At 72.0% G+C, this 13,005-nt stretch carries 10 protein-coding genes and 1 rRNA gene; 6 read left to right on the forward strand and 5 right to left on the reverse strand.

Features of this window, described 5'->3' with window-relative positions; translation table 11 throughout:
* A 5S ribosomal RNA gene (gene rrf, locus ACIRR9_RS49020) occupies positions 1 to 86 on the forward strand; the annotation flags it as partial.
* 105 nt (positions 87 to 191) lie between these two features.
* Here the strand turns inward: rrf and ACIRR9_RS49025 are convergent.
* Genes ACIRR9_RS49025 through ACIRR9_RS49045 form a run of 5 tightly spaced genes read right to left on the reverse strand, consistent with a single transcriptional unit; the run spans position 192 to position 5,865 of the window.
* A complete protein-coding gene (locus ACIRR9_RS49025; RefSeq protein ID WP_403766395.1) occupies positions 192 to 1,502 on the reverse strand; it encodes a DUF58 domain-containing protein in 1,311 nt (436 codons plus the stop codon).
* A complete protein-coding gene (locus ACIRR9_RS49030) occupies positions 1,502 to 2,491 on the reverse strand; it encodes an AAA family ATPase (RefSeq protein WP_403766520.1) in 990 nt (329 codons plus the stop codon). Before ACIRR9_RS49030 ends, ACIRR9_RS49025 begins: the two co-directional genes overlap by 1 nt.
* The gene (locus ACIRR9_RS49035) at positions 2,491 to 3,687 is read right to left on the reverse strand and encodes a DUF4350 domain-containing protein (protein WP_403766398.1); all 1,197 of its coding nucleotides are present in this window, start codon (positions 3,685 to 3,687) and stop codon (positions 2,491 to 2,493) included. Before ACIRR9_RS49035 ends, ACIRR9_RS49030 begins: the two co-directional genes overlap by 1 nt.
* Positions 3,684 to 4,436, reverse strand: coding sequence for a DUF4129 domain-containing protein (locus ACIRR9_RS49040; protein WP_403766400.1), 753 nt, complete (start codon positions 4,434 to 4,436; stop codon positions 3,684 to 3,686). The genes ACIRR9_RS49035 and ACIRR9_RS49040 overlap by 4 nt, the downstream gene beginning before the upstream one ends.
* A gap of 34 nt (positions 4,437 to 4,470) precedes the next feature.
* Entirely contained in the window at positions 4,471 to 5,865 is a 1,395-nt protein-coding gene (locus ACIRR9_RS49045) for a hypothetical protein (RefSeq protein WP_403766403.1), read from the reverse strand.
* Positions 5,866 to 6,005: 140 nt separating this feature from the next.
* Here ACIRR9_RS49045 and mtnA point away from each other — a divergent pair, with 140 nt between their 5' ends.
* From mtnA to ACIRR9_RS49070, 5 genes are all read left to right on the forward strand, one after another.
* Positions 6,006 to 7,148, forward strand: a complete 1,143-nt coding sequence (gene mtnA, locus ACIRR9_RS49050) for an S-methyl-5-thioribose-1-phosphate isomerase (RefSeq protein WP_365347047.1) — start codon at positions 6,006 to 6,008, stop codon at positions 7,146 to 7,148.
* Positions 7,149 to 7,152: 4 nt separating this feature from the next.
* Positions 7,153 to 7,842 (forward strand): two-component system response regulator MtrA, encoded by a 690-nt coding sequence (gene mtrA, locus ACIRR9_RS49055; protein ID WP_187283109.1) that lies wholly within the window; start codon positions 7,153 to 7,155, stop codon positions 7,840 to 7,842.
* A gap of 1 nt (position 7,843) precedes the next feature.
* Positions 7,844 to 9,901 carry an MtrAB system histidine kinase MtrB gene (gene mtrB / locus ACIRR9_RS49060; protein WP_403766407.1) on the forward strand — a complete coding sequence of 686 codons (2,058 nt, stop codon included), beginning with the start codon at positions 7,844 to 7,846 and terminating at the stop codon, positions 9,899 to 9,901.
* Positions 9,891 to 11,729, forward strand: a complete 1,839-nt coding sequence (locus ACIRR9_RS49065) for an LpqB family beta-propeller domain-containing protein (RefSeq protein WP_403766410.1) — start codon at positions 9,891 to 9,893, stop codon at positions 11,727 to 11,729. The genes mtrB and ACIRR9_RS49065 overlap by 11 nt, the downstream gene beginning before the upstream one ends.
* Positions 11,730 to 11,985: 256 nt before the next feature.
* Positions 11,986 to 12,957 (forward strand): ComF family protein, encoded by a 972-nt coding sequence (locus tag ACIRR9_RS49070; RefSeq protein ID WP_403766412.1) that lies wholly within the window; start codon positions 11,986 to 11,988, stop codon positions 12,955 to 12,957.
* The last annotated feature ends 48 nt before the right edge of the window (positions 12,958 to 13,005 follow it).

The following is a 13,005-nucleotide window of genomic DNA, read 5'->3' on the forward strand; positions in this document are numbered from 1 at the left end:
GTTACATTCCGAACCCGGAAGCTAAGCCTCACAGCGCCGATGGTACTGCAGGGGGGACCCTGTGGGAGAGTAGGACGCCGCCGAACAAATATTGAGAAAGAGCCCCACACCTCACGGTGTGGGGCTCTTTTGCGTTTAGGGGTCTGTGAAAAGAAAAAGGCAGGCCCACGCACAGGCCTGCCGTGCGGTCTTCAGAGCCGGCCCGCCGCTTTCAAAGCGAGGTACGCATCCGCCAGCGCGGGTGCGAGGGCATCAGGCGTCGCGTCCACAACCGTCACACCGTGCCGACGGAGTTGCTCTGCGGTCCGATGCCGTTCGCTCTGGGCCTGCGCCGCTGCCGCTGCCTCATATACCGCGTCGGCGTTCCCACGGGCCGTCGCCATTCGGGAGACATGCGGGTCGGCCACAGACGCGAGCAGAACTGTGTGACGTTGGGTCAGCTGGGAGAGCACGGGAAGCAGGGCCTGTTCGACAGGAGCGGTGTCGAGTGTCGTCAGCAGGACGATCAGGGAACGGCGTGGAGCCGAACGGAGTGCCATGGCTGTGAGGCCGCGTGCGTCGGTTTCGACGAGCTCGGGCTCGAGCGTGGCCATTGCGTTGACCAGGGACGGCAGCACATCGCCTGCGGAGCGGCCCTGGACGAGGGCGCGGACCCGGCGGTCGTAGGCGAGAAGGTCCACGCGATCGCCCGCTCGCGAGGCGAGGGCCGCCAGGAGGAGCGCCGAGTCCATGGAGGCATCCAGGCGTGGGGCGTCACCGACTCGGGCGGCGGAGGTGCGGCCGGTGTCCAGGACCAGGAGGATGTGCCGGTCGCGTTCGGGGCGCCAGGTACGTACGGCCACTGTCGACTGCCGCGCGGTGGCTCGCCAGTCGATGGAACGGGTGTCGTCACCGGGGACGTACTCGCGCAGGCTGTCGAATTCTGTGCCCTCGCCGCGCGTGAGAACGCTGGTGCGACCGTCGAGTTCACGCAATCGGGCGAGTTTTGACGGCAGGTGCTTGCGGCTGGTGAACGGGGGCAGAACCCGGACAGTCCAGGGCACCTTGTGGCCGCCTTGGCGGGAGAACAGGCCGAGGGGGCCGTAGGAGCGGATCGTGACGCCGTCCGCCTGGCGGTCACCGCGGCGGGTGGGGCGTAGCCGGGTCGTGACGCGTCGGCGTTCCCCTGCGGGGACGGTGAGGCGGTGGCGTGATGCCTCGACCTCGGTGCCGGGTTGCCAGCTGCTGGGCGGCCAGCCGTCCCTGAGGCGGGCCCGGAGCGGGCGGCCGGCCGGGTTGGTCACCGTCAGGGTGACGTCGGCGGTCTCGCCCAGGCGGGCCGAGGTGTCACCGGAGCGGGTCAGCACGAGCCGTCGTACCGGAGCCGCCAAGGCGAAGTCGCAGGCGCAGGCCAGGGCCAGCGACCCGTCGACCGCGAGGATGCCTGTCCAGCTGGGTCCCCACAGACCGATGGGGATCGATCCGATTGCCGCGAGGAGGGCGGCCCGTCCGGTGAGCGGCATCAGCGGGGGACCGGGACGTGGGCGAGGATCGCGTTGATGACGGAGTCGGCGGTCACGCCCTCCATCTCGGCCTCGGGGCGGAGCTGGACGCGGTGGCGGAGAGTGGGCAGGGCGAGGGCCTTCACGTCGTCCGGGATGACGTAGTCGCGGCCCGTCAGCCAGGCCCACGCACGGGAAGTGGCCAGCAGAGCGGTGGCTCCGCGCGGGGAGACGCCGAGGGTGAGGGACGGCGACTCGCGGGTGGCGCGGCAGATGTCCACCACGTAGGCGGTGATCTCGGAGGAGACGGTCGTCTTGGCGACCGCTGTGCGGGCGGCTTCGAGGTCGGCGGGGCCGGCCACGGGGCGTACGCCGGCGGCTCGCAGGTCGCGTGGGTTGAAGCCCTCGGCGTGCCGGGTGAGGACGTCGATCTCGTCCTGGCGGGAGGGGAGAGGGATCGTCAGTTTGAGCAGGAAGCGGTCGAGTTGGGCTTCGGGAAGGGGGTATGTGCCCTCGTACTCGACCGGGTTCTGGGTCGCGGCGACCAGGAACGGCTCAGGGAGCGGGCGTGGCGTGCCGTCGACCGTGACCTGGCGTTCCTCCATGGCTTCGAGGAGGGACGACTGCGTCTTGGGCGGGGTGCGGTTGATCTCGTCCGCGAGGAGGAGGTTGGTGAAGACCGGGCCGGGCTGGAAGGAGAACTCGGTGGTGCGGGCGTCGTAGACGAGGGAGCCCGTGATATCGCTCGGCATCAGGTCGGGGGTGAACTGGACGCGCTTGGTGTCCAGTTCGAGCGCGGATGCGAGAGTGCGGACGAGCAACGTTTTGGCGACTCCGGGGACTCCTTCGAGTAGCACGTGTCCGCGGCACAGGAGAGCGACGACGAGGCCGGTCACGGCGGGGTCCTGGCCGACCACGGCCTTGGCGATCTCGGCGCGGAGGGCCTCCAGGGAGGCCCGGGCGTCGGCCGGGTTCCCGGTGCTCCCGGCGTTGTCAGTGGTCGGGTCCATCATGGACGGCGTACCTCTCTTTCGAGGGCGTCGAGTTGGTCGGTGAGGGCGATGAGGGCCGCGTCGTCGCCGGGCGGCGGTCCGAAGAGCAGGGAGTGCAGGGTCTGTCCGTCGCCGTGGAGTTGGGCGGACAGGGCGGGGAGCAGGGCCTCGGGTGCGTGCGCCTGGGAGACGGGGACGCCGACGAGGGGGGCGAGGCGGGTGCGTGCGGTGGAGCGAAGAGCGGCGGCCGCGCGGTCGCGGGCGTTGGCCTTGCGATAGAGGCGGGCGCGGCCTTCGACGGTTTCGGAGGCGCGGATCGCCACGGGGAGTTTCTCAGGCACGAGGGGGCCGAGTCGGCGTGCCCGCCAGAAGGCGGCGAGGGCTGCGGCGATGAAGAGCTGGAGCGTGCCCCAGAGCCAGCCGGAGGGGAGCAGGTCGAAGAGGCTTTTCTGTTCGCCGGTGCCGGTGGCCGAGGAGTCGGAGAGCGAGGGGAGGTACCAGACCAGATGGGGGCGGGAGCCGAGGAGTTGGAGCGCGAGCGAGGCGTTGCCCTGCTCGTCGAGACGGTCGTTGAGCAGGATGTCGGGGGCGCCGAGGACGACGGTGTCGCCGCTTCCGGAGGCGGCGGGGACGCGGATCAGCGTGGCCAGCCGCTGGCTGGGGTAGCAGGAGTCGGCGTCGAGGTGGGTGGTGGTGTAGCGGATGCCGCCGGTGTCGGCGCTGCCCGCGCGACGGGCCTCGGCCAGGCCGCAGTGGGGATCGAGGGTGGAGTTGAGGCTGGTGGCGGGGTCGGCGGTGACGCCTGGTGCGAGCCGTTCGACGGACGAGCCGCCGGCGGCGACCAGGACGGTGCGCCCGCCCGAGCCGGCGGTCGACGCCCGCAGTTGGGACTGCTGGTGCGGGGTCAGCAGGTCGGGTATGGCGACGAGAAGGGTGGTGTCGCGGCCGGCCGCGGCGCGGGCCTCGGCCAGGGTGGTGACCACGCGGGTGGACACACCCCGGTCGGCGAGGAGTTCGGCGACGGCGCGGCTGCCGTAGCGGTCGGCGGAGCGCGGGTCGAGGTCGCCGTGTCTGTTGTCGGAGCGGATGACGGCGATGGCGACGGCCCCGGCCAGGAGGAGCACCACGGAGAGGACGATGCCTCGGGCGCGGGTCCACACCTGGCGGGTGGTGGGCGCCGTGGAGGTCGCCGGGATGACTGCGCCGGTGGTCATTCGGCGGCTCCCTGGCGGGTGTTGTGGGCCGTGCTGTGGGTGCTGGCGAGTACCGGCTTGGTGCGTTCCAGGTCGCGGTCGAGTTCGGCGATGCGCTCGTACGACGCCTGGGTCGCCCTGCGGCCGCCGTACGTGACGTCGTCGAACTCGCGGGCGGCGGCGCGCAGTCCGTCCGTGTGGGCGGGCAGGGCGCGGCCGGCTTCGGCGGCGGCCTCGTCGGCGGTGCGGCCGGGACGGACGTCGAGCAGGGCGCGTTCTTCCAGGGCGCGGACGACGCCGCGCATGCGTTCCTGGAGGGCCTGGTTCCAGTGGCCCTGGGCGGCGTGGGCCTCGGCGGCGGCGCGGTGCTCGGCGGCGCTGCGGGGGCGGTCGTCGAACAGAGCGGCGGCGGAGGCAGGCTGGCGGCGCGGGGTGCCCAGGCGCCACCACAGGGCGCCCAGGACGGCGATCACGGCCAGGACCACGACGACGAGGCCCAGCGCGCCTCCGGGCGTCGCGGACGCGGCGACGGAGAGCAGGCGGTCGATCCAGTCCAGGACGGCGTTCAGGGCGCGCTGGAACAGCCCGGGGTCGTTCTCGTGGTACATCCGCTTGGACAGCTCACGCCGTGCCGCTTCTCGCGCAGGGTCGCGCGGAATGGTCACGGGTGGCTCGTCGCCCGAGCCGGCCAGCGACAGCAGAGCTGTGTCACGGGCCCGCAGCAGGCCTTGTACGGCCTCGTCGACGGCGCGCGGCAGGATTGCCGGCATCGCTGCGAGGACTCCCCCCGTCGGAATCACCGCATCAGCTCCCCGGGACGGCGCCGGGGGTGCCGGCGCCGTAGTCCTCGACACCGGCGGCGCGGGCCAGTTCGAGGTCGAGGGCCTCGCGGCGGATGCGCTGGTCGATGTAGAGGAGCACGGTGACGCCCGCGTTGATCGGGAAGGTGAGCATGGAGCCGATCACCGAGCCGATTCCGCTGACGACGAGGAACGTCCAGCCGTAGTTGCTGTTGGTGCCCTGGAGGAAGCCGCTGAAGCCGTCGCCGCCGAGGTAGGCCCCGAGCACCGTGAAGGGGACCACGGCGAGCGACGAGACGATGTTGGCGATGATCGTGGCCAGGAACTGGATACCGAAGACCCGCCACCAGGAGCCGCGGACCAGCTTGGCGGAGCGGCCCAGCGACTTGGTGATGCCTTCCTTCTCCAGCATCAGGGCGGGCGAGGCCAGGGAGAAGCGGATCATCAGCCACACGGTCACGATGGCGCCCGCGAGGATGCCGAGGACGAGCAGTGCGGCGATGGCGCCGCCCGGACCGCCGGCGATCGCGACGACGATGCCGGGCAGCGCGCCCACGAGCAGGACGCCGACCGCGATGAGCCCCATCAGGACGATGAGGCCGAACAGTTTGGGGACCTGCGGACGGGCGTCGCGCCAGGCCTCGCCGGTGCTGACGGACCTGCCGAGGACGGCGCGGCTGGTGACGGTGGTCAGCAGGGCTGTCGCGATGATGGTCCCGACCAGGGAGATCAGCAGGACGGCGACCGAGCTGAGCATGACTTCGCCGGCGGCGCGGGACACCTCGCTGAGGGAGGCGCTCGGGTCGCTGAGGGAGTCGGTGGTCTCGGTGTCGTTCAGGACGAGGCCCTGAAGGAGGATCACCGCGACCTCGGTGACGACGGCGACGGCCAGCGAGATGCCGAGGACCGTGCGCCAGTAGGTGCGCATGGTGGAGACGGCGCCGTCGAGGATCTCGCCCACGCCGAGCGGGCGGAGCGGGATCACACCGGGCTTGGCGGCGGGCGGGGGGCCGCCCCAGCCGCCGCCCCAGGCTCCGTATCCGCCGGGCGGCCCGTAACCTCCGGGCGGGCCGTATCCGCCAGGGGGACCGTAACCGCCGGGTCCGCCGGGGCCCCCGTGACCGCCGCCGGGGGGCCGGCTGCCCCAGCCGGGGCCGGGGGGTGGGGGCGGCGGTGCCTGGCCTGGTGCCGGGGCGCCCGTGGGCGCGGACCACTGGCTGGGCGGCGGCTGTTCCTTCGACCACTTCGAACCGGAGCCCTGTGGATCCGCGCCCGGCTGTTCGGCGGGCTGTTCGGCAGGCACTGCGGGAACGGGGCGGTCGGCAGGGGCGGACGCGCCGGGTTCCCGCCCGTCGGACGGGGCGGATCCGGGCGAGGCCCAGCCCGGAGTGTCGTTCATCGAAGCTCCTTCACGGTGCCCGTCCGCGGTCGCGGTGGCAGGTTGGCAGCCATCGTGCCATGGGGCGGTCGCCCAGTGACCGGCCGCGGTAGAGGCTGCGCACCTTCAATTGTCCGCGGGATACGGGGCAGACTGACCGCATGGCTGATCAGTACGCGCAAACCGGCGAGGACAAGAGGCCGACGGGGATGGCCGTGATCCGGTGGGAGGAGCCTCCCGAAGGTCCTGTCGTGGTCCTTCTCGACCAGACCAGACTGCCCACCGAGGAGGTCGAGCTGGTGTGCACGGACGCGCCGGCGCTGGTGGAGGCGATCCGTTCGCTCGCGGTGCGCGGCGCGCCGCTGCTCGGGATAGCCGGGGCGTACGGCGTCGCGCTCGCCGCCGCGCGGGGCTTCGACGTGGACGAGGCCGCGGCGGCGCTGGCGAGTGCCCGGCCGACCGCGGTGAATCTGTCCGTAGGGGTGCGCAGGGCCGCGTCGGCGTACCGGGCGGCCCTGGCCAAGGGCGGGGACACCGGGGCGGCGGCCGCGGCGGCACTGGTGGCCGCGCGGGCCCTGCACCGGCAGGATGCCGAGGCCAGCGCCCGGATGGCCGGGCACGGGCTCGCGCTGCTGAACGAGCTGCTGCCGGGCGGAGGGCACCGGATCCTCACCCACTGCAACACCGGTTCGCTGGTGTCGGGAGGGGAGGGCACGGCGTTCGCGGTGGCCCTTCAGGCCCATCGGGCGGGGCGGCTGAGGCGGCTCTGGGTGGACGAAACGCGTCCGTTGCTGCAAGGTGCTCGCCTGACGGCATACGAAGCGGCTCGCAGCGGTATGGCGTACACCTTGCTCACCGACAACGCGGCCGGTTCGCTGTTCGCGTCGGGTGAGGTGGACGCGGTGCTGATCGGGGCGGACCGGATCGCGGCCGACGGATCGGTGGCGAACAAGGTGGGGAGCTATCCGCTTGCGGTGCTCGCGCGGTACCACCATGTGCCGTTCATCGTGGTGGCCCCGGTGACGACGGTGGATCCGGAGACGCCGGACGGGGCGGCCATCGAGGTCGAACAGCGCCCCGGATTTGAGGTGACCGAGGTCACAGCACCGCAGGTGCCGGTGACGGGAGCGGGAGGCGGGATTCCGGTGGCACCCCTGGGAACCCAGGCGTACAACCCGGCGTTCGACGTGACGCCGCCGGACTTGGTGACGGCGATCGTCACCGAGGAAGGCGTCGTTTCGCCCGTGACGGCAGAGGCACTTGCCGAGCTGTGTGCCAGGTCACGCCAGGTAACGATTAGCTAATGGGATGATGTCGTTTATGAAGGGACGAGTCCTTGTCGTCGACGACGACACCGCACTGGCCGAGATGCTCGGCATCGTGCTGCGTGGTGAAGGTTTTGAGCCGTCTTTCGTAGCCGACGGCGACAAGGCGCTGGCTGCTTTCCGTGAGGCCAAGCCCGACCTGGTGCTGCTGGACCTGATGCTGCCCGGCCGGGACGGTATCGAGGTGTGCCGCCTGATCAGGGCGGAGTCCGGGGTGCCGATCGTGATGCTCACTGCGAAGAGCGACACCGTCGATGTGGTCGTGGGCCTGGAGTCGGGCGCGGACGACTACATCGTGAAGCCGTTCAAGCCGAAGGAGCTGGTGGCCCGGATCCGGGCCAGGCTGCGGAGGTCGGAGGAGCCGGCGCCGGAGCAGCTCGCCATAGGTGACCTGGTCATCGACGTGGCCGGGCATTCGGTGAAGCGGGACGGGCAGTCGATCGCGCTGACCCCGCTGGAGTTCGACCTGCTGGTCGCGCTCGCCCGCAAGCCGTGGCAGGTGTTCACGCGTGAGGTGCTCCTGGAGCAGGTCTGGGGCTACCGGCACGCGGCGGACACCCGTCTTGTCAACGTTCACGTCCAGCGGCTGCGCTCCAAGGTCGAGAAGGACCCGGAGCGGCCGGAGATCGTGGTGACCGTCCGTGGTGTCGGATACAAGGCCGGACCGAGCTGACATGTCCGGGGACAGTGCCGCTTCGGCCCCCGGCCGGTCCGGGGACCGTCCGGGGCGGCCTGTCGGCGGAAAGGGGTCCGGCTCGCGCTGGCGGCTGCTCTTCGAGGGCGGACTGCTCCAGGGCGGAGTCCAGGGCAGCCCGGTCCTGCGGCTCTTCATGCGCTGGGTGCGGCGCCCGCTGCTGCCGGTCATGCGGCTGTGGCGGCGCAACATCCAGCTCAAGGTCGTCGTCACGACCCTGCTGATGTCGCTGGGCGTGGTCCTGCTGCTCGGCTTCGTCGTCATCGGGCAGGTCCGCAACGGCCTGCTGGACGCCAAGGTGAAGGCCTCGCAGAGCCAGGCCACCGGTGGGTTCGCGGTGGCCAAGCAGAAGGCCGACGAGGCCGCGACCGGCACCGGTGACACCGCCGCGTCGGCGGACGGACGGCAGTCGCAGAACGTCACCTCGTGGATGAGCGATCTCGTCGACTCGCTTTCCAGCGGCGGCCAGGGCGCCTTCGACGTGGTGACGCTGCCCGCGGGCAGCAACAACAGCGGCGGCGGGCGCACGCGTGCCTCCGGGCAGGTCGACCCGACGGCCAGCGTGCCCGACGACCTGCGCGCGCGGATCAACGGCAATACGACGGCCGCGCAGAGCTATACCCGGATCATGTACACGGACAGCGATATGGAGTCGCAGCCCGCGCTGGTCATCGGCAAGCAGGTCAACGACCCGAACAACAACCCGTACGAGCTGTACTACCTCTTCCCGCTCACCCAGGAGGAGAAGTCCCTCAGCCTGGTCAAGGGCACGCTGGCGACCGCCGGGCTGTTCGTCGTCGTACTCCTCGGGGCCATCGCCTGGCTCGTGGTGCGGCAGGTCGTCACGCCCGTGCGGATGGCGGCCGGGATCGCCGAGCGGCTCTCCGCGGGGCGGCTCCAGGAGCGGATGAAGGTCACCGGCGAGGACGACATCGCGCGGCTCGGCGAGGCCTTCAACAAGATGGCGCAGAACCTCCAGCTGAAGATCCAGCAGCTGGAGGACCTGTCGCGGATGCAGCGCCGGTTCGTGTCGGACGTGTCGCACGAGCTGCGGACGCCGCTGACGACCGTACGGATGGCGGCCGACGTCATCCACGAGGCGCGCGAGGACTTCGACCCGGTGACGGCGCGGTCCGCGGAGCTGCTCGCCGACCAGCTGGACCGCTTCGAGTCGCTCCTCGCCGACCTGCTGGAGATCAGCCGCTTCGACGCGGGCGCGGCGGCGCTGGAGGCCGAGCCGATAGACCTCAGGGAGGTCGTACGGCGGGTGGTCAGCGGGGCCGCGCCGCTCGCGGAGCGCAAGGGCACGCACATACGCGTGGTCGGCGATCTGCAGCCCGTCGTCGCCGAGGCGGACGCCCGGCGCGTGGAACGGGTGCTGCGCAACCTGGTCGTCAACGCCGTGGAGCACGGTGAGGGCAAGGACGTCGTCGTCAAGCTGGCCGCGGCCGGCGGGGCGGTCGCGGTCGCGGTGCGCGACTACGGCGTCGGGCTCAAGCCCGGCGAGGCGACCCGGGTGTTCAGCCGCTTCTGGCGGGCGGACCCGGCGCGCGCCCGTACCACCGGCGGTACGGGCCTGGGGCTGTCGATCGCCCTGGAGGACGCCAGGCTGCACGGTGGCTGGCTGCAGGCGTGGGGGGAGCCGGGCGGCGGCTCGCAGTTCCGGCTGACGCTGCCGAGGACCGCGGACGAGCCGCTGCGGGGCTCGCCGATACCGCTGGAGCCCAAGGACTCCCGGCGCAACCGGGGGCTCAACGACGCCGGTCTGCCGAGCGGTGGAGGGGACAAGCGGGCGACCGTACCGGTGCAGCCCGGCGGCCAGGCGTCGCCGCTCGCGCCGATTCCGCAGCGGGTGGCCACCGTGGCTCCCACCGCCGACCCGACCGCCCTGCCCGGCAACGGCGCCCGCGTGGTGCCGAGGCCCACCGGGGGCGCACGGCGCCAGGAGAGCACGTCAGAGACCGGCGCGGCCGACGACGGGAGCGTCGCCGGGCCGGAGGAGCCGAACAAGCCAGGGGAGGCATTTCGTGGGCGCTGACCGCGAGGGGAGCGCCCGGCGCCGACCGGTGCGTGCGGTGGCGTACGCCGCCTGTGGGGCCGTATTGCTGGCGGGCTGTGCCTCCATGCCGGACAGCGGCGACCTGCAGGATGTCGAGTCCACGCCACGGCAGGACACACAGGTGCGGGTCTTTGCCATGCCGCCGCAGCAGGACGCCTCGTCGACCGAGATCGTCCAGGGTTTCCTGGAGGCCCTGACCAGCGACGATCCGCACTACGACACCGCGCGCCAGTATCTGACCACGGCCGCCGCGAAGACCTGGCGGCCGGAGCTGCAGGCCACGGTGCTGGCGAACGGGCCGAGCATCCAGACCGCCGCGCGCCCGGCGGGCCGGGAGGACGCCGACAGCATCGCCTACGCGATCCAGGGCAGCCAGGTGGCCACCGTCGACGCGCAGCAGGCGTACACGCCCGCCGACGGGTCGTACCGCAGGACGGTGCATCTGACGAAGGACGCCAAGAGCGGGCAGTGGCGGATCGACTCGCTGCCGCAGGGTGTCGTGATGGGCCAGTCGGACTTCCAGCGCAACTACACGTCCGTCGACAAGTACTACTTCGCCTCGGACACCTCGGCCGCGGAGACCGGGCAGCCGGTGGCGGTCGCCGATCCCGTCTTCGTCCGCAGCAAGGTGGATCCGACGACCCAGCTGGTGCGTTCGCTGCTCAACGGCCCCACCTCCTGGCTCGGCCCGGTGGTGCGGTCGAGTTTCCCGACGGGTGCGGCGCTGAAGAAGGGCGTGTCCGGGCTGACGCCCGACGACCAGAACCGGCTCACCGTGCCGCTGAACGTCAAGGCGTCCCGGATCGGTTCGGCCAAGTGCACGGAGATGGCGACCCAGTTGCTGTTCACGGTGCGGAACCTGACGCCCACGGTGGGCTCGGTCGCGCTGCAGTCGGTGAACGGCGGCCGGATGTGCGACGTCAACGAGGAGGACGCCGAGGGCATCGCCTGGCGCCCGTCCACCAAGCGGCCCGACTACCTGTACTTCCTCGACAGCAAGCACCGGCTGGTGCGGATGACCACCGGCGGTCCCGGCACCAGCGCGGTCGCGGTACCCGGTCCGTTCGGCGCGGGCACCAAGCCGCTGCGGTCGGTGGCGGTGGCCCGTGACGAGCGGACCGCCGCCGGGGTCACCAGCGACGGCAAGGCGCTGTACGTCTCCTCGCTCACGTCGGACGGCTCGCTCGGGAACGCCGTGCTGACCAGCCGCGGTGCGACCGAGGACGACCGGCTGACGGCCCCGAGCTGGGACGCCCGGGGCGACCTGTGGGTGGCCGACCGGAATCCCGACAAGCCGCAGCTGTACATGCTGGCGCAGGGCGTCGGTCAGCCGCTGGCCGTGCAGATCCCCGAGCTCGACGGCCGTATCGAGGACGTCCGGGTTGCCGCCGACGGGGTGCGGATCGCGCTCGTCGTGGAGAAGAACGGCGAGCAGTCGCTGCTCGTCGGGCGGATCGAGCGCACCAAGTCCGACGACAAGCAGGAGGTTTCGGTCCTCGAACTGCGCTCCGCCACGCCCGGCTCCGAGGAGGTCACCGCGATGTCCTGGGCCGGGGACAGCCGGCTCGTGGTGGTCGGGCGTGAGCAGGGCGGTGTGCAGCAGACGCGGTACGTCCAGATCGACGGCTCCACTCCGGACGGGCCGGCGCCCGCGGCCCTGACGGGCGTCCTGGCGATCGCCGCGTCCGAGGACGACCGGGTGCCGCTGGTGGCCGACTCGCAGGACGACGGGATCGTCCGGCTGCCGTCCGGCGACCAGTGGCAGAAGGTGGTCAAGGACGGGTCGGCGCCGGTCTATCCGGGCTGAGCCCACCACCGCGTGAGCGGCCGTCCCGGTTCGGCGCCGAACCGCGACGGCCGCTTCTGCGTGCGCTCCGAGCGGGGCCGCTCGGTGCCGGGTGCCTCGGGCGACCGCCATTTGTGTGCCCCGGGCGACCGTTGTCGGACGGAGTGGCCGCCTTCTCACCCGTGTGGGTGACGTGCTGTGCGTGTCGCGTGGAGTTGTCCACAGGCAGTTGTCCACAGGGGTGGCCGGTCCGGCCCGGCATTGGCACAGTGGGCACATGCGGGGGTGGTGGCAGGATCTCACCGACCTGGTGCTACCGGCCGAGTGCGGAGGCTGTGGAACGCCTCGCACGGTGCTCTGCGACGGGTGCCGTGCCGCCCTGAGCGGGGCCGTACCGCGCCGGGTGCGACCGGTGCCGGAGCCGCCCGGGCTGCCGGCGGTGTACGCGGCGGCGCCTTATGCGGACGAGGTACGGGCGGCTCTCCTCGCCCACAAGGAAAGGGGCGCATTGGCGCTGGTCGGAGCGCTGGGGACGGCTCTGGCAGGAGCGGTGCGCGCCGGGTTCCCGGAGGCGCTGACGGTCCGGACGGCCCGGAGCGTCAGGATCGTGGCCTCCTGGGCCGACCGGGCGACCGGGAGTGCCGGTGGCGACACCGGCGGCGTGACCGCCGACCCGGCCCGCGGTGCCTGTGCCGGCGGACCCGTGCTGCTCGTCCCGGTGCCCTCCGCGCCGTGGGCCGTGCGGGCGCGGGGGCATGATCCGGTGCGGCGGATCGCCCTCGTGGCGGCCGCGGAGCTGCGGCGGAGCGGGGCCTCGGTCCGGGTGGCCCCGGTGCTGCGGCAGCGGCGGGCGGTGGCCGACCAGGCGGGGCTCAACTCACGGCAGCGGCTGGCCAATCTCGCGGGCGCGCTGGAGGTGTCGGCGGGCGGTGCGAGGCTGCTCGCAGGGGGCTCTGTCGTTCTCGTCGATGACCTCGTCACGACCGGCTCGACGCTTGCGGAAGCGGCCCGCGCGGTGCGGGAGGCGATGGGGCCAGAAGGGTCAGGAGGGGCAGGAGCGGAGACAACGGCCGTGTATCGGCGCGCGGCTTGGGAAGGTAGGGAGGAACGGACGGCCGGAGCGAGGGAAGCGCGAGCGCAGTGGACACGGGACGCACCGGGAAAGGCCGAGGCGAACGCCCTCAGGTGGCCGATCCGTGCGGCTGTGGTCGCGGCGGCGCCAGATTCTTTCGAAATGAACCGGAACTGACTGTGAACGTTCATCGTTGCAGGTAGTGACAGGGTCAATTCACCTGAA

Source organism: Streptomyces sp. NPDC101234 (genome assembly GCF_044767525.1).
Lineage (GTDB): Bacteria > Actinomycetota > Actinomycetes > Streptomycetales > Streptomycetaceae > Streptomyces > Streptomyces sasae.